We start from the raw sequence: 20,479 nt of genomic DNA, 5'->3' as shown, positions 1-20,479 counted from the left end.
TTCGTCACAGGCAGTCGCGGTAGGCCGCGACGATCGGCGCCAATTCGTCGGGGGTGGCGCCGTGCATGATCACCGCGTCGGCACCATAGTCGAACTCCTTGCGGATCCTGTCGACGCATTGTTGCGCCGATCCCGTTGCGGACGGCTCCAGCCATTCGTCAGGAATGAGCGTGGCAATGTGCTCGATCTGCTCGGACGTCGCCTTGTGATCAATACCGCCAGAAATCGATGTGACGACGGAGTCTGCTCGAAACCGTTGCAGTACAGCGGGGTCCCAGCCGTTGGTGGCGACCATGAGATCGCCGTAGCCCTGCAGATAGGTCGCCAGTCTGGCGACGGTCTTCTTCAGCCGCAGCTCCTCGGGCAGGTGATCGCCGACCGTGGCGAAGCAGGACCACACCCGCACGCTGTCGGGATCGCGACCCGCCTTCTCCGCAGCCTCCTTCACCGTCTTCACGCACCGTTGCAGCGTTTGTGGCGTGAAGTAGGTGTGCAGGATGACATCATCGAAAACCCGCCCGCCCAACGCCAACGTCTGCGGACCGAACGCCACGAGGGCCAACCGGATGTCCTCGCGGAAGTCGGGATCCAGGAACAACACCTGGTACTTGCCGATCGGTCCGTCGTGGTTGAAGATCACCTCCCCACGCCACAGCCGCCGCATCACAAGCGCAAAGTCCTCCATCTGCGCAGTGGTGACGGCCGGGATGCCGAATGCGGCGTACATGGCCGCAATGCCGCGGCCCAACCCGAGAGTGAAGCGCCCGCCGGACAGACGATGCATGGTGGTCGCCCACGAGCCGGTGATCAGCGGGTGCCGGGTGTTGTGATTGGTCGCCGCGGTAGCGATCTGCATGCGGCGGGTGACTGCGCAGGCCGCGCCGACAAGTGACGACGCTTCCTTGACGTTCCACCGCTCAGAGATGAACGCGGTGCCGAAGCCCAACTCCTCCCCCCGCCGCGCCTCGTCCATCAACGTCGCAGGGCCCTCTCCACCGGCACCGGCCAACAGGTAATAGCCCAACTCGTCGCGCACTCGCATCACTGCCGAACCTTTTACTCGTAGCCGCAGCTCCAGACTTCGGATTCTGCCGTCTATCCCCCGCAAAACCGCCCGCTTGCCTGATCGGGCACGTGGCGCCCCCGAGTCAAACGGATCGATAGTTTCATTTTCAGCGTATAAGACCTGGTCACGCGGTCGGTGACACCCAGTGTTGCTTATATTGTGGGCGTGTGCTCATAATGTGGCTGCGTCGTAGGTCACACACCGAGTGGCCCGTGGTGACTCAAACCAAGCAGAGCGTGCGAAGGGGCCACTTCATGTCACATACCGCAGTCGTCGTCAACACCGCGGTCGCGATCATCGCGGTGGTCGTGATGATCGTGCGTTTCAAGTTCAACCCGGTCGTGTCGTTGGTGGTCGGCTCCGCCTACCTCGGCTTGACGGCCGGCATTGGCGTCGAGAAGACCATCGACGCGATCATGAAAGGCTTCGGCGACATCATGGCCGAGGTGGGCCTGCTGATCGCGTTCGGTGTATTGATGGGCGCGATATTGCAAGAGACCGGCGCCATCCAGCGTCTGGTGCAGACGCTGATAAGGCTCGTGGGACCGAAGCGCATGCCCCATGCCATGTCGTTGACAATTGCGACACTGCTTCAGTCCATCTACGTCGATGTGCTGGTCGTCATCTCGGCACCGCTTGCTCGCAGCCTTGCCAGAACGATCGGGAAAAACGGAACCGCGCGCATGGCCACTGCCATGGCCATCGGCCTGGACTGTGGCGTCGCTCTGACCGTTCCAAGCGTCGGCGCGCTTGGTCTGGCAGGTCTGCTCGGCGTACCGCTCGGCAAGATGCTGTTGTTCGGTGTGCTGCTGGTAATACCCACCGTTACGATCGCCGTGTCGATTATGTCGTTCCTCTTCAATCGCGGCTGGTGGAATCCGGACCGCGATGAGCAGGAGTTCCTCGGTGAAGATACCGAAGCCGGCGCGGATGCCGGCGCGGATACCTCGGGCACCGCCAATCCAACTGAGGCCCAGGAGCCTTCGGGCGGCGGCCTTGCCACCAGGACAGCCGCTGTGACCCGTACCCAGCCAGCGCTGGTCGTCCTGTTCGCGCCGATGCTGACGTCTTTAGTGCTCATCGCTTTGGGCGCAATTCTCGATGCGGCCGATATTCACAACCCGATCGTTAAGTTTTTGTCCTCCCCCGTCATCGCGCTACTGATCGGCCTGATCGGCACCAGCTTCGTCGGCCGCCGAGCGCTTGGTGGCGAGCGGATTCAGCACGCGATCGCCTCCGGGTTCAAGGAGAGCGGACAGATTCTGATCCTGACCGGGGTCGGCGGCTCACTGGCTGCCACGATCAAAGCCGTTGGGCTCGGCGACATCCTCGGCCATTACTTCACCGCGACCACTGCAGCGCCCCTGCTGATGGTGTGGCTCATCGCCGCGGGTTTGCACGTAGCGGTCGGCTCCATAACGATCTCTGCGATCACATCGGCAGGCATCCTCGCGCCGGTGGCACCGGTCATCGGGCTGGACCCCGTGCTGATCGCGCTGGCCGCAGGCGCCGGCTCGCTCTTCGCCGTGCACGTCACCAGCAATACGTTCTGGCTACTGCAGTCACTGTTGGGTCAGTCGACACGCGGTGCATTGAAGACGAACACAGTTGGCGCGTCGGTCGCATCGGTCGTGGCGATTCTGCTCATCCTGTCGATGAACGCGCTGCTTCACTAAGACTCAAGGAAACACATTGAACACCACAGACATTCGTCCACTCGCCGGCGTGCGGGTGCTGGAACTCGGCAACTACATCGCCGCCCCGACGGCGGGCAGGATGCTGGCCGACTTCGGCGCCGAGGTCATCAAGGTCGAGCGTCCGATGACCGGCGACGAGTTGCGCAACTGGCGACTGTATTCCGGGGACACGTCGATGCTGTACCGCACGATCAATCGCAACAAGAAGTCCGTCGTGCTCGACCTCAAGTCCGAGCGCGGCAGGCAGATCGTGCTCGACCTCGTCCGGCACTGCGACGTGCTGCTTGAGAACTTCCGTCCGGGCACGCTCGAGAAATGGGGGTTGGGCCCCGAGGAGCTCGACCGTGTCAACCCCGATCTGGTGATCACCCGAATCTCCGCCTTCGGGCAGACAGGACCCCTGGCACAGCGACCCGGGTTCGCCGCGGTGGCCGAGGCCGTCGGCGGGCTGCGAGAGCTGGTCGGTGATCCTGATCGGCCGCCAGTTCGCACCGGCGTGTCGATCGGTGACTCCATCGCCGGTATCTACGCAGCCTTCGGCACCGTGATGGCGCTGTTTCAGCGCGAACGGATCAGAACCCCGCTGTCACAACGCGTCATCGACGTCGCTTTGAACGAGTCGGTGCTGTCGGTGATGGAATCGCTTGTGCCGGATTACCTCGCCTACGGCGTCACGCGGCAACGTGTCGGCGGGAGGATGGAGGGCATCGCGCCGAGCAACGCGTACCCCTGCGCCGACGGCACAAACATCATCGTCGCCGGCAACGGCGACGCGATCTTCCAGCGCTACATGCACACCATCGGCAGGCCAGATCTTGCCGACGACCCCGAGCTACAGACCAACGCAGGCCGGTGGCACCGTCGCGAGGAACTCGACGAGGCGATCGGTCAGTGGACCAGTCGACACCGCCGCGAAGAAGCCCTCAAGCTGCTCGACGAGGCGGGGGTACCGTCCGGCCCCATCTACACCGCCGCCGACATCTGCGCCGACGAACAGTACGAGGCGCGAAACATGATCCAGCACTTCGATGTTGACACCGGGGAGCCTCACCCGAAAACAGTCGGCTTCCCCGGCATCGTGCCGGTGATCGGCGGCGCGTCGCTGCCGATCCGCCATGTCGGACCCGACCTCGGTGAGCACACGCGTGACGTGTTGTCCACGCTGCTCGGCCTCAGTGACGACGAGATTGGAGCACTTACATGACGCCACGTCCGTACACCCCGCTCGCCGAACTCCGCGACGTGACGTTGCGCGACGGGCTGCAGCTGACCGCGAAGGCGTTGCCCACCGAGCGCAAGGTCGAGATCGTCCGCCAGTTGCTTGCGCTCGGTGTGCCTGCGCTCGAAATCGGGTCCATGGCAAGGCCGGACCTCGTCCCGCCGCTTGCCGATACGCTCGATGTCATCGAGGCATTGGACGCCGACGAGTTGGCGCGGTGTTGGATCTGGGTGGCGACGCCACGCCATGTGGAGAAAGCGGCGGCCGCAGGTGCGCGGAACTTCCAATACTGCTTCTCGGCTTCGAATTCCCACAACAAGGCCAACATCGGACGCAGTACCGAGGACAGCGTGGCGGCCATGCCAGATGCCGTGCGCATCGCCAGGGAGATCGGCGGCACGATTCAGCTGTGCATCGCGACGGCGTTCACGTGTCCATTCGAAGGCGTGACCGATCCCGACCGGGTGATCGGCATCGCCGCTGATCCGCGCACCGACGGCGCGATCGACGTCGTCGTCTGCGACACCATCGGACAGGCGATCCCCACTCAGGTAACCGACCTGATCGAAGGCCTCCGGACGCGAAGCCCCAAGCGACGCATCGTTTTTCACGGCCACGATACGTGGGGGTTGGGCGTCGCCAACACGCTCGCCGCCATCGATGCGGGCGCCACCATGGTCGACGGATCCCTCGGCGGCCTGGGCGGGTGCCCGTTCGCGCCTGGCGCCAGTGGCAACACCTCCACCGAGGATCTGCTGTTCGCGACCCGGCCCGACTGGTTCACGCCCGCCACGCTGGCGTCGATCGTGGATATCTCCGAGAAACTGCTTGCCGAACTCGGTGAACCAAACCGGTCCCGGACCGCGCAGGGGGCGCGCTCCAAGGCCAAGGCCTTCGAATGGGTCATCGACCAGGGGTAGATTCTCGTCATGGCATCAGACGACGCCGCCTCGTCCAAGCAGCAACCGCTGCTGGTGCTCGGCAAAATCACCGAAATCCTCGATGCCTTCTCGCTGACCCAACCCGATATGTCGCTGGGCGATATCCAACAGGCGACCGGGCTACCCACCTCGACCGTTCAGCGACTGGTCAGCAACATGGTTGCGCAGGGCCTGCTCGACAGAACGGGTGACCGAATCAGGATCGGTGTACGGATGTCGTACTGGGCCGCCACCGCGCTGAAGGACCTGGACGTGCTATCGGTCGTCAACCCGGTGCTCAAAGAGATTCGCGACAAGACAGGCGAGACGGCGTGCTTCTTCAAGGTCGAACAGAACTTCAGGGTATGCGTCGCGGTCGCTGAGACACATCACGCGCTACGCCGAGACATGTACGTGGGCAAGGTCATTCCGCTGCACGTCGGATCCGCTTCACGAATTCTGCTGGCCTGGAACCCTGACTTGGCCGATAAGATCCTTGCCACCCCGCTTGAACCGATGACCGACGGTACGGTCACCAGTCCCGACGAGTTGCGCAAGTTGATCGCACAGGCCAGGGCGGACGGCTATGCGATCACCACCGGCGAACGTGAAGACTCGGCATCCGGCCTTTCCGCACCTGTCTTCGATGCCGCGGCCGACATCCTCGGCGCCATCACGATCAGCGGCCCGACCGTGCGGATGCCCCAACCACAGTGCGAAGCGTGGATCGACCTGCTGGTCGGCTATGCCGAGCAAGTCACCCGGACGATCGGCGGTCGCCTTCCGCGCTGAGCCCGCGATCAAACCGCACACTCTCCCGGGATCCGCGCGTCGACATCATCGCAACGAGTAAGAGATTGAACGGCCAAGTGCCCCCGTCGTTTTCGGTGCTCGCCCACTACCGTGTCGGGGCGAGCCGAGCCGAACCGACCCTATCGCGCTGAGCTCACCAACCGTTCCTCGCGACGCCGGTCGTAGTAGGAGGCCTTCTCCTCAACGAGATCAAGGAACGCCGCCAGTTCATCTCGCGCGCGGGCCGCTTCGCCGTCGAAGTCGTCACGCTCGAACACCCGCCAGAACCGCAACACCGGGCGCACGACATCGTCCAGATGCGAACGCAGGTCGTAGATACCCGCTTTCGCGATGACCAGCGCGTTCTCCGCAAACCCCGGCATGGTGCTGCCCGGCATCTGGAAATTGATCACCTCGCGCGCGATCGCCTTCATCGTTTCGATCGGTGCGATATCGAGCGCGGCGTTCACCAGGTTGCGGTAGAAGACCATGTGCAGGTTCTCGTCGGTTGCTATTCGGGTGAGGAGTTGTTCGGCGATCGGACATCCCGATGCCCGGCCAGTGTTGCGGTGGCTGATCCGTGTCGCCAGTTCCTGGAAGGACACATAAGCCAGCGCCTCTATCGGCGTTTTGTCACCGGAGTCGTAGCCGGCCGCCATGTGCACCATGCGCCCACGCTCGAGGGCTACCGGGTCGACGCCGCGCGTGACGATGAGATAGTCGCGGATCGCGACGCTGTGGCGGCCCTCTTCGGCTGTCCACTGTCCGACCCACTGCCCCCAGGCACCGTCACGCCCAAAGCGCACCGCGATTTCGCGGTGGTAGGACGGCAGGTTGTCCTCGGTCAACAGGTTCACGACCATGGCGGCTTTGGAAACCTCGTCGAGTTGGGAATCGGCGGGTGTCCAGTCCTCGCCGCCCAGCAGGGCGAAGTCACGCCCGCGGCTCCAGGGAATGTAGTCGTGCGGATTCCAGGGCTTCGCCTTCTCGAGATGTCGGTTCAGGTTGGCCTCTACCACTGGTTCCAGCTCAGTGAGCACTGCCTCTTGGGTTGTCGTCATCGAGACTCTCCGTCGCTTACCTACGGGTGCGTAACCTACGCTACCGTAGGTCTAGCAGAAATCAAATGGAGCGGGCTGCGATGACCCAATTGGACTGACCGCCATGCTGTTTCACGTCGGCCACTGTCGAACGCTGTCGGCGCACCGACTGCGCCACCGCCGGCCCGTATCGCCCGGCGCGAATTCCATACTGCTCACCGCGGCGATGACCGGCTCAGCGGGCAACGTACTATCCGAGGCCAACGGCCTGATGATCAAGCTGCTCCCGTACCAGCCCTGAGAGGCACGATGCCTGAGTCCACGACACAATTCACCGTCCCGCATGCGGCCGACGCGGTCGCCTCGTCGATCGGCGATCGAGAGTTCATCATCCAGGGCAACCGCCGCTACACCTATGCGCAGATCGTCGAACGGTCCAACCGCCTCGCGGCTTACTTGCACGCCCGCGGGCTGGGCTGTCACGCAGAGCGCTCGGAGCTGGCCGGCCACGAAGTAGGCCAGGATCTGCTGGGCATTTACGCGTACAACGGGCCGGAGTACGTCGAGGCGATGCTCGGTTCATGGCGAGCCAGAGTGGCCCCGTTCAACGTCAACTATCGCTACGTCAAGAGCGAACTGCAGTACCTGCTCGCCGACTCGGGCGCCACCGCGCTGGTGTATCACGCGGCCTTCGCGCCGCGTGTCGCAGAGGTACTTCCGGACCTTCCCCGGCTCCGGGTGCTCATTCAGATCGCCGACGCCTCTGGTAACGACTTGGTGCACGGCGCGGTCGATTACGAGTCGATCGTGGCGTCCGGACCGGTACAGCTTCCCCCCGCCGAGCCCTCCCCCGACGACCTGTACGTGCTCTATACCGGTGGCACAACGGGGATGCCGAAGGGTGTGTTGTGGCGCCAGCACGACATCTTCATGACGTCGTTCGGCGGCAGGAACATGTACACCGGTGACATAGCTGGGTCCTACGACGACATCGCCAACCGCGTCGCGGCAAATCCGGGCACCAAGATCTTCACCCTTCCACCGCTCATGCACGGGGCCGCGCAGTGGGCCGTGATGACCGCGCTCACCACCGGCCAGACGGTCGTCTTTTCCTCTGCACCAGAGCGTTTCGACACCGACGAGGTGGTACGAACCGTCGAGCGCGAGAAGGTCATGACAGTGCAGGTGGTCGGCGACGCGATGGCCCGACCACTCGCCGACGCGATCGAACGGGGTACGGCTGACGTGTCGTCGCTGGCGGTGGTCGCCAACGGCGGCGCGTTCTTGACGCCCGCCGCCAAACAACGACTGATCGACGTGAAACCGGGTCTGATCGTGATGGACGGCGTCGGCTCCTCGGAGACCGGGATCCAGATGAGCCACATGTCCACACCGGGCGCGGTGTCGACGGGAAAGTTCACCGCAGGGCCCGATACCCAGGTCGCGGCAGAGCGCCTCGACGCCATACTCGAGCCGGGCCATGACGGCATCGGCTGGCTCGCCCAACGCGGCTTCGTCCCCCTCGGATACAAGGGCGATGCGGCCAAGACCGCCAAAACCTTCCCTGTCATCGACGGAGTGCGGTACTCGATACCCGGCGACCGTGCGCGTCATCTGGCCGAAGGCGGCATCGAACTCTTGGGGCGGGAATCCCAGACCATCAACTCGGGCGGCGAGAAAATCTTCGTCGAAGAGGTCGAGTCCGCCCTGTTGTCGCATCCCGCCGTGGCCGACGTCGTGGTCTCCGGTAGGCCCAGCGAGCGGTGGGGCCAGGAGGTCGTCGCCATCGTCGCAGTGGTCGCCGGCGCCGTCGTCACGGCCCAGGAACTGATCGACCATGCGTCGGCGTCCATCGCTCGGTACAAGTTGCCGAAGGCGGTCGTGTTCCGGCCAGTCATCGAGCGCAGCCCGGCGGGAAAGGCCGACTATCGCTGGGCACGCGAGCAGGCGATCAGCGGCGACGCCTGAAATCGGCGCCGACTCGCGCCGCCGCACGCCTTGATCGCAATACTGTAAGCTTTACAGTATTGTCAGCTGGACGCCTGTTCGTTCGATGACGCGGGAGATCAGCGGTGGAAAGCCCGGTGCACGACCTCACGGCCGACGAGACATTCAGCCTGCTTGACGACCCGTACCCATTCTTCGCCGAGAGGCGGCGCGGACCCGGCGTGTTCAAGGGCAGCGTGATGGACTGGTCCAAGACGCCGGAGTCGATGATGCCCGAGCAGTTGTACGCGGCAGTGTCCTTCGAGGCTGTCAACAGAGTCTTCCGCGACAGCAAGGTGTTCAACTCCCACGTCTACGACAGCACCATCGGCCTGTTCATCGGGCCGACAATCCTCGCGATGGAGGGCAAAAAGCATTGGCAACACCGCAATTTGGTGTCGGCAGCCTTCAAGTCGAGATCACTGCACCGGTGGGAGCCCGAGATCGTCCGTCCCATCGTCCATGGACTGATCGACGAGTTCATCGAGACCGGCGAGGCGGACCTGGTCCGCGATTTCACCGTGGAGTTTCCCACCCGGGTGATCTCGAAGCTGCTCGGCCTGCCCGAGGAAGATCTGCCATGGTTTCGGCAGCGCGCGGTCGAGTTGATCAGCTACACCGTGAAGTACAAGCGAGCATTCGAGGCATCTGCGGGGCTCAAAGACTATTTCCTGCAACGGATTGAGCAGCGCCGTCGCAGGCCGACCGAAGACGTCATCGGCGACCTGGTCTGTGCAGAGATCGACGGTGAGAAACTCAGCGATGAAGCCATCTATTCGTTCTTGCGGCTGTTGCTTCCCGCCGGCCTCGAGACCACCTACCGGTCGTCGGGCAACCTCTTGTTCCTGCTACTCACGCATCCCGAACAGTTCCGCGCCGTGCAAGCCGACCACGATTTGATCGCGCCAGCGATTGAGGAGGGTCTGCGCTACGAGACTCCGCTGACGACGGTGCAGCGCTACGCGGCCGATGAAACCGAAATCGAAGGGGTGACCCTTCCCAGGGGTGCGGTGATCGACGTGGCCATCGGCTCGGCGAATCGGGACGAACGTCGGTGGGAGCGTTCCGAACAGTTCGACATCTTCCGAAAGCGATTGCCGCACATTTCGTTTGCCGCAGGCGAGCACACCTGCATGGGCCTTCATCTGGCGCGCATGGAGACCAGGGTGGCGGTGGAGGGGTTACTCGCACGGCTGTCGAACATCCAGCTGGTGACCGGCGACGACCCGCGGATATGTGGCCACCCATTCCGGTCGCCGACCGCGATTCCGGTCAGGTTCGACGTTGCCGCTCGAAAAGCCGGTCCGCCCCCTGTCGGGTCCGGCTGACCCTGCTTCCTCGTACACTCGGAGTTTGCGGGACGCGCAACAGTAATCGCTACCGTTGATTGCTCAGTCACAGGGAGGCCTCGCTTGATCAAGGTGATGGAGGGCGTCCGTGTCCTCGAAGTCGCTCAGTTCACGTTCGTTCCCGCCGCTGGGGCCATCCTCGCCGACTGGGGTGCAGACGTCATCAAGGTCGAGCATCCGGTCCGCGGTGACACCCAGCGCGGCTTCATCAACATGGGCGGCTTCCAGCTCGACCCAAATCGTCATCCGTTGATCGAGCACCCAAATCGCGGTAAGCGCAGTGTCGGCATCGACGTATCGACGCCCGGCGGCCAGGAGGTCCTTCACGAGATCGCGAGGACAGCCGACGTGTTCCTCACCAACTACATGCCTGCCCAGCGCCAGAAGAACAGATTCGATGTCGAGCACATCCGCGCGGTGAACCCGAACATCATCTACGCCCGCGGCAGCGCCTACGGCGACAAGGGACCCGAGCGCGATACCGGAGGATTCGACGGCACCGCCTTCTGGACGCGTAGCGGTGTCGGGTATGCGCTGACACCTGAAGGACTGGGCGGCGCGCTGTCACAAGGCATTCCGGCGTTCGGTGACTCTATCGGCGGCATGTTCATCGCAGGGGGAATCTCGGCAGCACTGTTTCATCGGGACCGCACCGGCGAGGCGGTGGAGCTTGACGTCTCACTGCTGAGCACGGCGTGGTGGGCGGGCGGCGCCAGCATGACGCAAGGCATGGAGACCGGCGAGACGATGCGTTCGATGATGCCGGGGGCTGCCGGCCCGACGGTGAACCCGTTCATGGGCAACTATCTGACGTCGGATGGAGGCACCATCAACCTGTGCATCGTCAGCCCCACCGGCTACATCCGCGATGCATTCGAACACCTCGGGCTTCCCGAACTCGCCGATGATCCCCGGTTCAGCGACGTGCTTCCGCTGATCGAGAATGCGGCCGCCGCAGTCGAACTCATCGCAGAGCAGATCCGCAGCAAGCCATTCGAGTACTGGCGTCAGCACCTGAAGACGATGAAGGGGCAGTGGGCACCGTTTCAGAGCTTCACCGACCTCAGCACCGATGAGCAGGCGATCGCCAATGACATGGTCGTCGAGGTCGAGGCGAGCGACGGCGGTAAGCCGTTCAAGGTCGTTCGCGGTCCGGTGCAGTTCAACCACGAACCGCTCGAGACCACGCGCGCCCCGCAGGCGTCCGAGCACACCGAGCTGGTGTTGATGGAACTTGGCATGGACTGGGACCGCATCGAGGAACTCAAGAACTCCGGCGCCATCGCCTAGTCTCGCCGAAACTGTATTCCAGCAGGCCGTCACTCGAACTTTCCCTGCTGGAATACAGTTTCGCGGTCAGACACGGCATAGCCTGGGCCAGTGCGGTGGATCGTCGACGGCATGAACGTGATCGGGTCTCGGCCCGACGGGTGGTGGCGCGACCGCAGGCGCGCGATGGCGACTCTGGTGGAACGGCTCGAGCGATGGGCGGTCACCGACGGTGCCGACGTCACCGTGGTGTTCGAGCGGCCGCCGTCACCGCCGATCGAGTCGTCGGTGATCACGGTGACGCACGCCCCGCATCCCGCCCCGAACTCGGCCGACGACGAAATTGTCCGACTGGTGCGCGCTGACGCCCATGCCGACCAGGTGTGCGTCGCCACCTCCGATCGCGCACTGTCCGAACGCGTGCGACAAGCCGGTGCGTCGGTCTTCCCGGCCGAGCGTCTGCGCGGCATCATCGACCCGCGGTGACACCCACCGTCGCTACTGTAACGTTTACAGTTTGTTCGTTTCCTGAGTCGCGGGAGGACTCGCATGAATGACGTGGCCATCATCGGCGTCGGCCTGCACCCGTTCGGACGCTTCGCGGGCAAGTCCGCCATGGAGATGGGTGTTGATGCGATCTTCGCCGCGGTCACCGACGCGGGTGTGCAGTGGAGCGACATTCAATTCGCCACCGGCGGCAGTTGGACGGTGGCCAACCCCGACGCGATCGTCGGAATGGTCGGGCTGACCGGAATCCCATTCACCAACGTGTTCAACGCGTGCGCGACGGCGGCCAACGCCGTCAAGGCATGTGTCGATGGAATCCGGCTGGGAGACTACGACATCGGCATCGCGATCGGCCTCGACAAGCACCCGCGCGGTGCCTTCACCGAGGATCCGGCGCTGGTGGGCATGCCGCGCTGGTATGCCGAAAACGGCCAATACCTCACCACGCAATTCTTCGGGATGAAGGCCAACCGCTACTTGCACGACTACGGCATCTCGCAGGAGACCCTGGCCAGGGTCGCGGCCAAGAACTTCCGCAATGGGGCGCTGAACCCGAACGCCTTCCGGCGCAAGCCCATCGGTGAGGACGAGATCCTCAACTCGACGATGCTGAACTACCCGCTCACCCAGTACATGTTCTGCGCACCCGACGAAGGTGCCGCCGCGGTCATCATGTGCAACGCCGACATCGCCCACCGCTACACCTCGAAGCCGGTGTTCCTTCGTGCCGTCGAGGTCCGCACCCGCAGATACGGCGCCCACGAGGTGAACACGACGTTCGCTCCCGTCACCGAAGACGTGGCGCCGACGGTGTATGCCGCAGAGGCGGCATTCGAAAAAGCCGGTGTCGCACCGGGAGACGTTGATGTGATCCAGCTGCAGGACACCGACGCGGGCGCGGAGATCATCCATATGGCGGAGTGCGGCTTTTGCGCCGACGGTGAGCAGGAGAAGCTGCTGGCCGATGGCGCCACCGAGATTCACGGCGCGATGCCTGTCAACACCGACGGCGGGCTGATCGCCAACGGTGAGCCGATCGGCGCGTCCGGCCTACGGCAGATCCACGAGGTGGTCCGTCAACTCCGCGGTGAGGCGGGTGACCGACAGGTGCCCGGCGAGCCCAAGGTCGGGTTCACCCAGTTGTACGGCGCACCGGGCACCGCGGCCGCGACGGTCGTGACGCTATGACACCGCAGGTGCTCGGGCGAAGACAACCGCTCCTGGAACTTCCTCGTCGGGCCTGAGCACCAGTTCGGCCTCGATCGTGAACCCCGCATCACGAAGCCAGTCCGCGACCCTGCTCGGCGGCCGGTGGTAACTGTTCACATTGATCGGGCGACCCGTGTATCCCTTTGAGGTGTGTTGTGTTTCGTCGCCCACATGAAACCCGACCAGTAACGGACCACCTGGACGCAACACCCGGCAGAACTGCTCGAACACGCCGGGCACGGCGTCGTCGGGCACGTGGATCACGGACCAGAACGCGAGCACGCCGGCAACCGAGTTGTCCGCCAGGTCGAGGTCGGTCATCGTCCCGACCTCGAAGCGCAAGCCGGGGTGATCCCGCCGCGCGATCGCGATCATCTCGGGCGAGAGGTCAATGCCGAATGCTTCCACTCCAGCGTCATTGAGGTAGCGCGTGACGTACCCCGGCCCGCAGCCGACATCGGCGACTGGTCCACCTCCGCCGTCGCGCACCAACTCGGCGAACAACTCGAGGCTTACCCGCAGGTACGGATTATCGCCGAGCAGCCCACGTACCTTCTCGGCGTATCCAGAGGCGTCGGTGTCGTACGATGAGCGGGTTTCGGACAGCCAGGTATCACGCATGGGCGCCATGCTAATCAGTCCGTCAACGGCTGACGTACGCCGAAACTGCGATGAATCACGAGGCCTTCTCCTGCGCGGGCGGTGCGTAGGCAGGCTTGCCCAATCCGAGCACGTACTGCGCGATCATGTTGCGGAACACCTCGAGTGTGCCGCCGTAAATCCCGACCAGCGGCGCGAATCGGTAGACGTATTCCGATGCTCCGTCGTCGGCGGCACCGTCCGTGCCGATCGGCAGCGACGCGGCAGTGCCGAGAAGGTCCATCAAATCCGGCGAGATGTCCCGCATCGTCTGCGCCAGCGCCACTCGCCCGAAGATGCTCGACGCCGACAACGACGCTTCCATCCGGGCGACGCTGCGCCCCAGCCGATATGTGACCGACGCATCGTCGATCAGGCGGCGACCGCTCGAATCGGGTTCGGCGATCTTCGCCGCGGCCTTGTCGACGGCGGTGGCCATGAAGCCGGCCTGATGCATCATGATCGACACATCCTGCAGCCCGTCGGGCGCAGCATCGACCGCACCGTGTTCGACGTTGAGCGGTTCCCGCACCACGGTCCAGCCGTCGTTCACCTCACCCAGTCGGTACTTGTCATCGACGCGAACATCGCTGTAGTACACGATGTTTGTGCGGTCGCCGTCGACGGTGCGAATGCCCTGGATCTCGATGCCAGGTGAGTGCAGCGGGACCAGGAACATGGTCAGGCTCTTGTGCTTCGGCGCATCGGGGTCGGTGTTGGTGATCAGGAAAACGTACTGGCAGTTGTGCGCGCCGGTGGTGAACATCTTGGCACCGTTGATGATCCAGCTCGATCCATCCCGCACCGCGCGGGTTTTGCATGTTGCGACGTCCGAGCCGCCTTCAGGTTCGGTGTAGCCAAGGCACAGCCGGATGTGTCCGCTGAACACGCCAGGCATCACCTCGGCCTTCAGTTCCGGCGAGCCGAACTTCTCCACCGATCGTGCGATCATCGCGGTGGTGCCCGACGTCACCCACGGCACATGGGCGCGGCGCTTTTCCAGTTCCCAGATACGCCGACGCACCCGGTCGAAGCCGCCATCGGATTCCGGCTTCCACTCCTTCGCCAGATATCCGGCGGCACCAAGTGCGAGATGCACCCCTTCGTCGAAGTTGTCGCCCGTCTCGCGGTCACGACGGATGACCTCCTCGGTGACGTGCGTACGCAGGAAATCGCGCGCTTCCTGGAGGAACGCCTGATCATCGTCGGACAACTCAACCCGTGAGAAATCCACCTAAGCGCCCTTTCCTGAACCACTTTCGCGGGCCGCGACGATCTCCGCGATGTACTTCGCGCTGGCGCCGGGGTCACCGCCCGCCAGCGACCACCCACGGGCACGCACCAGATACGCCGTGGCCGCCGCCTCCGCTGAAACGCCGAGTCCGCCTTGGACGTGCACACACATCGTCGCGGCCTTGGAGGCCTCCTCTGCCATGAAGACGAACGCGGACGGCGCGAGTTCAGGCCGCTCATCGGGTTCGTTGTCCAAGAACCACGCTGCCCGACGAGCCAGATTCCGGCCGCCCTGGACGGTGATCGCGATGTTCGCCAGCGGATGCGAGATGCCCTGCAGCGTCGAAATGGGGACACCGAGCGTGTAGCGGGACTTGGCGAACTCGGCGGCGATCCTCAGCGTTTCATCGACGAGGCCCACCAGCGCCGCCGCCGTCAACACCCGCCACTCGTCCAACGCTCGTTGATATTCCGCCAGCGCGGCGGCGCCGCTCGCCAGCACAGTGCGGGTATCGGCTGTCGCGGGATCGACCCACGCCATCGGCAACCGGCCGATGTTGTCGACCTTGGCGGGTCGGGTGCCGAACGTCAGCCGCACGATGTCTTGGCTTTCTGGACCGTCGCGTACGACGACGTGGTCGGCGATCGAACCCGTCGGGATCAACCTCACTCCGGAAACGTTGTCGTGTTGCGGGTCGAACGCTGCCAGCTGCTTGCCGTTGACGACATCGGCCTGCACCGCATCGAGGCGGGCCAGCAGCCGCGCCGTGCACACGTGGTCGACCCACGGCACCGGTGCCAACGAGCGGCCGATCTCCTCGGCCACCAAGGTCAGGTCGACCAGTGTCGCCCCGTCCCCGCCAACGGCATCCGGCAGCGCCATCGTGGTCGCGCCCATGGCGCACAATCGTTCCCACAAGCTCTTGTCGAACCCGGACTCCTCTGCGGCGCGCACGGTTTCGATCGAGCAGTGCGTCTTGAAGAAGTCCTTGTAGGCAGCCCGCAGTGCCTCATGGTCGGGCGTGAGGCTGTAGTCGATTCTGCGGAGTTCGTAGCGATCCATCACTGCCCCCTTGTGCGCCCGAAGAAGAAATCTTCTGCGTTGTTGTACAGATAGTTGTCCAGCACGTCGGCAGACAGATCCAACGCGAGCGCCTCGGGTACGACGCGGCGCATCTTCAGCACCGGCCAGTCCGAGGCATACATCACCTTGTTGGCTCCGCGAGTCCGCATGTAGTGCAGGAGGGTTTCGGGTAGCCGCTTCGGCGACCACGCCGACGTCATCAGGCGCAGATTCTGGTATTTGATGAGTAGCCGAATCGCGATGTCCCACCACGGATCCGCACCGTGGATCATGCAGAGCTTCAGCTCGGGGAACCGCACGCATACTCGGTCGAGGTGGATCGGATTCTGCACTTCACCGGGGACCGGCGGTCCCGGGATCCCAGTGTTGATGCACAGTGGTAGCTCGATCTCGGCGCACTTGGTGTACAGCGGGTAATACACCGCATCGCTGGGTGGGTACTGACCGTCGCCCCAGAAGCTGGGCCCGACCGCGGTGTACGCCACCGGCAGAGCCTTGGCAACCGCGGTGAGTTCCCGTAGCGCCGGCATCGGCCGCAACAGGTTGATCCCGCCGATCGCCAACGCGAACCGCTCCGGCTTCGCCTCGACGAACTTGCGCGCGGTCATCGAGGGCTTGGCGAGGCTGTCCATCAGGATGGCTTTCGCGACGCCCTGCTCATCCATCTCGTCGAGCAGTTCGGAGAGGTCGACCGGGGCGAACATCGAGTCGGGGCCCTTGAAGTAGTCGTCACGCACCTTGAGCATCCAGGTGGGCTGCTTCTCGGTCTCGCCGAAATGGACGTTGACGAGGCAATCGATCGCTTTGTGGGTCATGCCATAGCTTTCTGTGCCGCAGCGTTTTTCGCCCACCGGTAGTCGGCCTTGCCGTTGCCGAGCCGACGAACGCGGTCGACGACGATGAACTCCTTGGGCGCCTTGAAACGTGCCAGACGCGACGCGCAATGGCCGTGCAACACCGCGTGGTCCACCTCGTCGCGCAACGCCACCAGCGCAACCACCTCCTGGCCCCAGCGCTGGCTGGGCCGTCCGACCACCAGCGCGTCCGCCACCGCGGGATGTGCGCGCAGCACCTCTTCGACTTCCTCGACGAACACCTTCTCCCCGCCGGTGTTGACGATCAGGGCGTCACGGCCGAGCAGTCGCATCGTGCCGTCGGCCGTCAGCGATCCGCGGTCCCCCGAGATCACGACGCGCCGTCCTTCGACGACCGGGAATGTCTTCTCCGTGGCGGCTTGATCGTCGAAATAGCCGAGTGGGATCCGGCCCGCGCGCGCGACGTAGCCGATCTCGTCGTCGCCTGGCCGCAGGAACCGGCGGTAGTCCTCGGATACCACCAGGGCGCCGTCGCGAAGTTCGAATGTGTCCTTCTGCGAGCCGCGTTGGCTGCGCCCGAAGCCCACGTTTCCGGTCTCCGACGAGCCGTAGCCGTTGATCAGGGTGATGTGCGGCAGCAGTTCCAGCAGCGCCCGTTGGTATTTCGGGTTGGTCGCCGCTCCGCCGGTGCCGATCGCAAACATCGACGTCAGGTCGTAGCGGCCGCGCCTCAACTCCTCGACCAGAGGCCCGGCGTATGCGTCACCCACCATCGTCATCATGCCCACCTTCTCGCGTTCCGCGGTCGCAAGGACTGCGGGCGGGTCGAAGCTCGTCCGGTCATACAGCACCACCGGCAAGCCGTTGAGCAGCGCCGCGAAGGCCGTCCACATGCCGGCCGCGTGCATCAGCGGCGAGACCGCAAACCACGGCTGTCCCCCGTTGTGCACCTTGTCGTGTATCTCACCGGCGGACTCGTGATCGGCACCGTTCATCGACACCACATAGCTGTCCGTTTGCCGCCACATGACGCCTTTGGGTCGTCCGGTGGTGCCGCCGGTGCACACCATCAGCAGGTCGTCGGGCGACGGCGTGATGTGCCGATTCGTATCGCCCTCAGCCAAGGCCATTTCGAGTTCGATCGCGCCAGGCAGAGCGGCAACGTCGCCGCCGTCGTCGACCGCTATCAGCAGATCAGCCGACGGCGGCGGAAGCACGTCGGCGAACTTGGGACCCAGCGAGCGGTGATAGATGACCGCGCGCGGTCGCAGATAGTCCAACAGGTCGGCGACTTCGCGTGGCGTGTAGTTGTAGTTGACGTTGGCGGGCACCGTGCGTGCTTTGAGGCAACCGATCACCATGTCGGGATAGAGATCGTTGTGCATGATCAAGGCAACCCGGTCCTGGCCGCATTCCCAGCTCTCGAGTTCGTCACGCTCCCGATGGGCGCCGAATCGCTGGGCGGCAAGGAAGTTCGCCAGCCTGCGGGTCCGTTCGGCCGATTCGCCGTAGGTGCTGCGACGCTCGCCGCAGATCGTCATCAGCCGGTCAGGAACCACCTCTGCGATGGCGTCCAGTACCGCGCCAATGGTCCACTCGGTCATGCCGAGACGCTGACACCGAGGAGCTCTAAGGCATTGTCGCGCATGACTTTTCGGGTGTCTACCGCGCTGAACTCCGGGAATTGCGGGATGTCCGCGGTGAAGGACATCGGATCGGCGAGGCCCTCACCGTGCGGCCAGTCGGACCCGAACAGGATCTTGTCGACGCCGACGGTCTCGGCGAGCAGTTTCACGTCGTCCTCGTAATACGGTGCGATCCAGACATTGTTGCTCAGCTGCTCGACCGGATCCTCCTTGAAGTGGTAAGGCGCGGTGTTGGCGGCCTTTTTCAGCCGTTTGATCAAGCGGTAGACGAAATAGGAGCCGTTCTCGATGCTTGCGACCTTGAGCTCGGGGTGTCGAGTGAACACCTGATGCACGATCATCGAGGCCATCGCGTCGTGGATGGCGCGGTCGTCGAGCAGCACCTGATCGAGCGGATCCTTCTTTCCGAACCCCTCGAAGGTCGACTTGCCACCCCACAGCGCGGCGATCGCAAGGTATCCGCTGTCCGACAAGTGGAATCCGACCGGCACGCCGGCCTCGGCCAGCCGTGCCCACACCTGGTCGTGCAGCGGATCTCCCAGCGAACGCGGCTTGACCACACCGGGTACCGGCGCCGGCCGCACCAGCACCATCTTGGCGCCCTTACCGAGCACGAACTCGACCTCTTCGACGGCTTTGTCCGGGTCGGCGAGCGAAATGATCGGCGCGGAGATGATCCGGTGATCCGGACGGTCGAAACCCCAGTCCTCGTCGAGCCAGAGGTTGAACGCGTGCACGGTGGCCATCGTCGCCTCGATGTCGTGTTTGAGCGCCTCCTCGACGCCGCACGCGAACGTCGGCAACATGAACACGGTTTCGAGATTCTGCTTGTCGAGGATCTTCACCCGGGCATCGCGGTTCTGGTACTCGGGATGCTCGCCCAACCGGTCGACCTTCATCAGCGACGCCGGGTTGACGCCTTCGGGGATCTCGCCGCGGAACAACAGGTCGAGGCACCCGGGTTCGATGATCGGGTCGAAGGTGGGATTCGGGATGAAGTGGTTGACCCGCTCGCCCATCACCGCCAAAGTGCGCTTGCCGTCCTTGACCATCTGTACACCGCGGCGCTTGAACTCTTTGGGCAGGTGCCGGGTGCAGGCGTCCAGCGTCTCGTAGTAGTGGTTGTCAACGTCGATCGCCTTGTAGTCGAGCGTTGGACGCGCGATCCGCTGCGGTACTCGCTCTGTCGTCATGACGTCTCCTTCAGAGGCGGAAGTCGGGCGGGCGCTTCTCGAAGAAGCTCGTGATGCCCTCGATGAAGTCCGGGCGAAGCATGGACTCGTGCATCAGCTTTTCGGCGCGGTCGCTGGCCTCGAACACGTCGCGCATGGTGTCCGCGTACACCTGTTGCTTGATCACCGCTAGGGAACTGGGCGCACAGTTTGCGGCGATGTCCTCGCCGTACGCGATCGCCCGCGCCAGAAGCTCATCGGCCGGCACGACTTCCTTGACCAGACCCAGTTGCGCCGCCTCGTCGGCAAGAAACACCCTCCCGCTCAGCAGCAGGTCAAGCGCTGCGCCGCGGCCGATGAGCCGAGGCAGTAGCCACGAGATCCCGTACTCGGCGATCAGCCCGCGGCGCACGAACGACGTCGTGAACTTCGCTCCCCGGGCTGCGAACCGGACGTCGCACGCCAACGCTATCGTCAAGCCCATACCCGCGCAGGCACCGTTGATCGCGGCGATGACGGGCTTGCGCATGGTCATCACGTGGTGCGGATGCCGCGAACCGACCAGCTTGCTCACGTCTGTTTCGGCCGCTGCGTTCACTGTCGCATTGCTGATCGAGTCGAGATTGCCCATGTCCGCACCCGCACAGAACACGCGACCGCTGCCTGTTAGCACAACAGCCCGCACGTTCGGATCGGCTTCAGCGTCGTCGAGTCGGTCATAGAACATGGCAGCGAGACTCCCGCCCCAACCGTTCATGCGCTCGGGCCGATTCAGCGTCAACACCGCGACGCCGGTATCGCGAACCTCATACAAGACCGGCTCGGGCACGCTCACT

19 protein-coding genes are annotated in these 20,479 nt (G+C 64.1%); 10 read left to right on the top strand and 9 right to left on the bottom strand.

Annotation, left to right across the window (positions count from 1 at the left end; genetic code table 11):
- Positions 1 to 4: 4 nt before the first annotated feature.
- The gene (locus ACGFK1_RS01500) at positions 5 to 1,042 is read right to left on the bottom strand and encodes a TIGR03857 family LLM class F420-dependent oxidoreductase (protein WP_393424533.1); all 1,038 of its coding nucleotides are present in this window, start codon (positions 1,040 to 1,042) and stop codon (positions 5 to 7) included.
- A 278-nt stretch (positions 1,043 to 1,320) separates the two neighbouring features.
- Here ACGFK1_RS01500 and ACGFK1_RS01495 point away from each other — a divergent pair, with 278 nt between their 5' ends.
- The 4 genes from ACGFK1_RS01495 to ACGFK1_RS01480 are packed head-to-tail and all read left to right on the top strand — an operon-like array spanning position 1,321 to position 5,694.
- Positions 1,321 to 2,742: a GntP family permease gene (locus tag ACGFK1_RS01495; RefSeq protein WP_393424530.1), complete on the top strand. Its 1,422-nt coding sequence runs from the start codon at positions 1,321 to 1,323 to the stop codon at positions 2,740 to 2,742.
- A gap of 16 nt (positions 2,743 to 2,758) precedes the next feature.
- Positions 2,759 to 3,967, top strand: a complete 1,209-nt coding sequence (locus ACGFK1_RS01490) for a CaiB/BaiF CoA transferase family protein (RefSeq protein ID WP_393424527.1) — start codon at positions 2,759 to 2,761, stop codon at positions 3,965 to 3,967.
- On the top strand, positions 3,964 to 4,902 hold the full coding sequence (locus ACGFK1_RS01485; protein ID WP_393424524.1) for a hydroxymethylglutaryl-CoA lyase: 939 nt from the start codon (positions 3,964 to 3,966) through the stop codon (positions 4,900 to 4,902). Before ACGFK1_RS01490 ends, ACGFK1_RS01485 begins: the two co-directional genes overlap by 4 nt.
- Before the next feature lie 9 nt (positions 4,903 to 4,911).
- The gene (locus ACGFK1_RS01480) at positions 4,912 to 5,694 is read left to right on the top strand and encodes an IclR family transcriptional regulator (RefSeq protein WP_393424521.1); all 783 of its coding nucleotides are present in this window, start codon (positions 4,912 to 4,914) and stop codon (positions 5,692 to 5,694) included.
- Between the two features lie 140 nt (positions 5,695 to 5,834).
- On the opposite strand, the gene ACGFK1_RS01475 is transcribed toward ACGFK1_RS01480, so the two are convergent.
- Positions 5,835 to 6,755 carry an acyl-ACP desaturase gene (locus tag ACGFK1_RS01475; RefSeq protein ID WP_393424518.1) on the bottom strand — a complete coding sequence of 307 codons (921 nt, stop codon included), beginning with the start codon at positions 6,753 to 6,755 and terminating at the stop codon, positions 5,835 to 5,837.
- A 103-nt stretch (positions 6,756 to 6,858) separates the two neighbouring features.
- On the opposite strand from ACGFK1_RS01475, the gene ACGFK1_RS01470 reads away from it, so the two are divergent.
- The 6 genes from ACGFK1_RS01470 to ACGFK1_RS01445 all read left to right on the top strand — a co-directional run bounded on the left by ACGFK1_RS01470 (position 6,859) and on the right by ACGFK1_RS01445 (position 13,033).
- On the top strand, positions 6,859 to 7,035 hold the full coding sequence (locus ACGFK1_RS01470) for a hypothetical protein (RefSeq protein ID WP_393424515.1): 177 nt from the start codon (positions 6,859 to 6,861) through the stop codon (positions 7,033 to 7,035).
- Between the two features lie 8 nt (positions 7,036 to 7,043).
- Entirely contained in the window at positions 7,044 to 8,702 is a 1,659-nt protein-coding gene (locus tag ACGFK1_RS01465; protein ID WP_393424512.1) for an acyl-CoA synthetase, read from the top strand.
- 104 nt (positions 8,703 to 8,806) lie between these two features.
- Positions 8,807 to 10,048, top strand: a complete 1,242-nt coding sequence (locus ACGFK1_RS01460) for a cytochrome P450 (RefSeq protein ID WP_393424509.1) — start codon at positions 8,807 to 8,809, stop codon at positions 10,046 to 10,048.
- A gap of 96 nt (positions 10,049 to 10,144) precedes the next feature.
- Positions 10,145 to 11,359 (top strand): CaiB/BaiF CoA transferase family protein, encoded by a 1,215-nt coding sequence (locus tag ACGFK1_RS01455; RefSeq protein ID WP_393426257.1) that lies wholly within the window; start codon positions 10,145 to 10,147, stop codon positions 11,357 to 11,359.
- Between the two features lie 90 nt (positions 11,360 to 11,449).
- Positions 11,450 to 11,824 (top strand): NYN domain-containing protein, encoded by a 375-nt coding sequence (locus ACGFK1_RS01450; protein ID WP_393424506.1) that lies wholly within the window; start codon positions 11,450 to 11,452, stop codon positions 11,822 to 11,824.
- Between the two features lie 63 nt (positions 11,825 to 11,887).
- A complete protein-coding gene (locus ACGFK1_RS01445; RefSeq protein ID WP_393424503.1) occupies positions 11,888 to 13,033 on the top strand; it encodes a thiolase family protein in 1,146 nt (381 codons plus the stop codon).
- Here ACGFK1_RS01445 and ACGFK1_RS01440 read toward each other — a convergent pair.
- Genes ACGFK1_RS01440 through ACGFK1_RS01410 form a run of 7 tightly spaced genes read right to left on the bottom strand, consistent with a single transcriptional unit; the run spans position 13,028 to position 20,478 of the window.
- The gene (locus tag ACGFK1_RS01440) at positions 13,028 to 13,675 is read right to left on the bottom strand and encodes a class I SAM-dependent methyltransferase (RefSeq protein ID WP_393424500.1); all 648 of its coding nucleotides are present in this window, start codon (positions 13,673 to 13,675) and stop codon (positions 13,028 to 13,030) included. The two genes, ACGFK1_RS01445 and ACGFK1_RS01440, sit on opposite strands and share 6 nt — an antisense overlap.
- A gap of 55 nt (positions 13,676 to 13,730) precedes the next feature.
- The gene (locus tag ACGFK1_RS01435; protein ID WP_393424497.1) at positions 13,731 to 14,927 is read right to left on the bottom strand and encodes an acyl-CoA dehydrogenase family protein; all 1,197 of its coding nucleotides are present in this window, start codon (positions 14,925 to 14,927) and stop codon (positions 13,731 to 13,733) included.
- Positions 14,928 to 15,989: an acyl-CoA dehydrogenase family protein gene (locus ACGFK1_RS01430; RefSeq protein ID WP_393424495.1), complete on the bottom strand. Its 1,062-nt coding sequence runs from the start codon at positions 15,987 to 15,989 to the stop codon at positions 14,928 to 14,930. It lies immediately after the preceding gene.
- On the bottom strand, positions 15,989 to 16,825 hold the full coding sequence (locus tag ACGFK1_RS01425) for an amidohydrolase family protein (RefSeq protein WP_393424492.1): 837 nt from the start codon (positions 16,823 to 16,825) through the stop codon (positions 15,989 to 15,991). Before ACGFK1_RS01425 ends, ACGFK1_RS01430 begins: the two co-directional genes overlap by 1 nt.
- Positions 16,822 to 18,429: an acyl-CoA synthetase gene (locus ACGFK1_RS01420; RefSeq protein WP_393424489.1), complete on the bottom strand. Its 1,608-nt coding sequence runs from the start codon at positions 18,427 to 18,429 to the stop codon at positions 16,822 to 16,824. Before ACGFK1_RS01420 ends, ACGFK1_RS01425 begins: the two co-directional genes overlap by 4 nt.
- The gene (locus ACGFK1_RS01415; RefSeq protein ID WP_393424486.1) at positions 18,426 to 19,664 is read right to left on the bottom strand and encodes an amidohydrolase family protein; all 1,239 of its coding nucleotides are present in this window, start codon (positions 19,662 to 19,664) and stop codon (positions 18,426 to 18,428) included. The genes ACGFK1_RS01420 and ACGFK1_RS01415 overlap by 4 nt, the downstream gene beginning before the upstream one ends.
- A 10-nt stretch (positions 19,665 to 19,674) precedes the next feature.
- Entirely contained in the window at positions 19,675 to 20,478 is an 804-nt protein-coding gene (locus ACGFK1_RS01410; RefSeq protein ID WP_393424483.1) for an enoyl-CoA hydratase, read from the bottom strand.
- Between the last annotated feature and the right edge of the window lies 1 nt (position 20,479).

Source organism: Mycobacterium sp. NPDC048908, from assembly GCF_043197955.1.
Taxonomy (GTDB): domain Bacteria; phylum Actinomycetota; class Actinomycetes; order Mycobacteriales; family Mycobacteriaceae; genus Mycobacterium.
Note: the sequence above shows the minus strand (reverse complement) of the source record. Positions and strands in the feature narration are given on the sequence as shown.

What these genes read in the sequence shown, in the direction of transcription:
- ACGFK1_RS01445 (WP_393424503.1), top strand. Translation starts at nt 11,888, where the DNA reads ATGAATGACGTGGCCATCATCGGCGTCGGCCTGCACCCGTTCGGACGC.
- ACGFK1_RS01480 (WP_393424521.1), top strand. Translation starts at nt 4,912, where the DNA reads ATGGCATCAGACGACGCCGCCTCGTCCAAGCAGCAACCGCTGCTGGTG.
- ACGFK1_RS01440 (WP_393424500.1), bottom strand. Translation starts at nt 13,675, where the DNA reads ATGCGTGATACCTGGCTGTCCGAAACCCGCTCATCGTACGACACCGAC.
- ACGFK1_RS01465 (WP_393424512.1), top strand. Translation starts at nt 7,044, where the DNA reads ATGCCTGAGTCCACGACACAATTCACCGTCCCGCATGCGGCCGACGCG.
- ACGFK1_RS01470 (WP_393424515.1), top strand. Translation starts at nt 6,859, where the DNA reads ATGCTGTTTCACGTCGGCCACTGTCGAACGCTGTCGGCGCACCGACTG.
- ACGFK1_RS01430 (WP_393424495.1), bottom strand. Translation starts at nt 15,989, where the DNA reads ATGGATCGCTACGAACTCCGCAGAATCGACTACAGCCTCACGCCCGAC.
- ACGFK1_RS01455 (WP_393426257.1), top strand. Translation starts at nt 10,145, where the DNA reads ATGGAGGGCGTCCGTGTCCTCGAAGTCGCTCAGTTCACGTTCGTTCCC.
- ACGFK1_RS01415 (WP_393424486.1), bottom strand. Translation starts at nt 19,664, where the DNA reads ATGACGACAGAGCGAGTACCGCAGCGGATCGCGCGTCCAACGCTCGAC.
- ACGFK1_RS01475 (WP_393424518.1), bottom strand. Translation starts at nt 6,755, where the DNA reads ATGACGACAACCCAAGAGGCAGTGCTCACTGAGCTGGAACCAGTGGTA.
- ACGFK1_RS01420 (WP_393424489.1), bottom strand. Translation starts at nt 18,429, where the DNA reads ATGACCGAGTGGACCATTGGCGCGGTACTGGACGCCATCGCAGAGGTG.
- ACGFK1_RS01500 (WP_393424533.1), bottom strand. Translation starts at nt 1,042, where the DNA reads ATGCGAGTGCGCGACGAGTTGGGCTATTACCTGTTGGCCGGTGCCGGT.
- ACGFK1_RS01485 (WP_393424524.1), top strand. Translation starts at nt 3,964, where the DNA reads ATGACGCCACGTCCGTACACCCCGCTCGCCGAACTCCGCGACGTGACG.
- ACGFK1_RS01425 (WP_393424492.1), bottom strand. Translation starts at nt 16,825, where the DNA reads ATGACCCACAAAGCGATCGATTGCCTCGTCAACGTCCATTTCGGCGAG.
- ACGFK1_RS01495 (WP_393424530.1), top strand. Translation starts at nt 1,321, where the DNA reads ATGTCACATACCGCAGTCGTCGTCAACACCGCGGTCGCGATCATCGCG.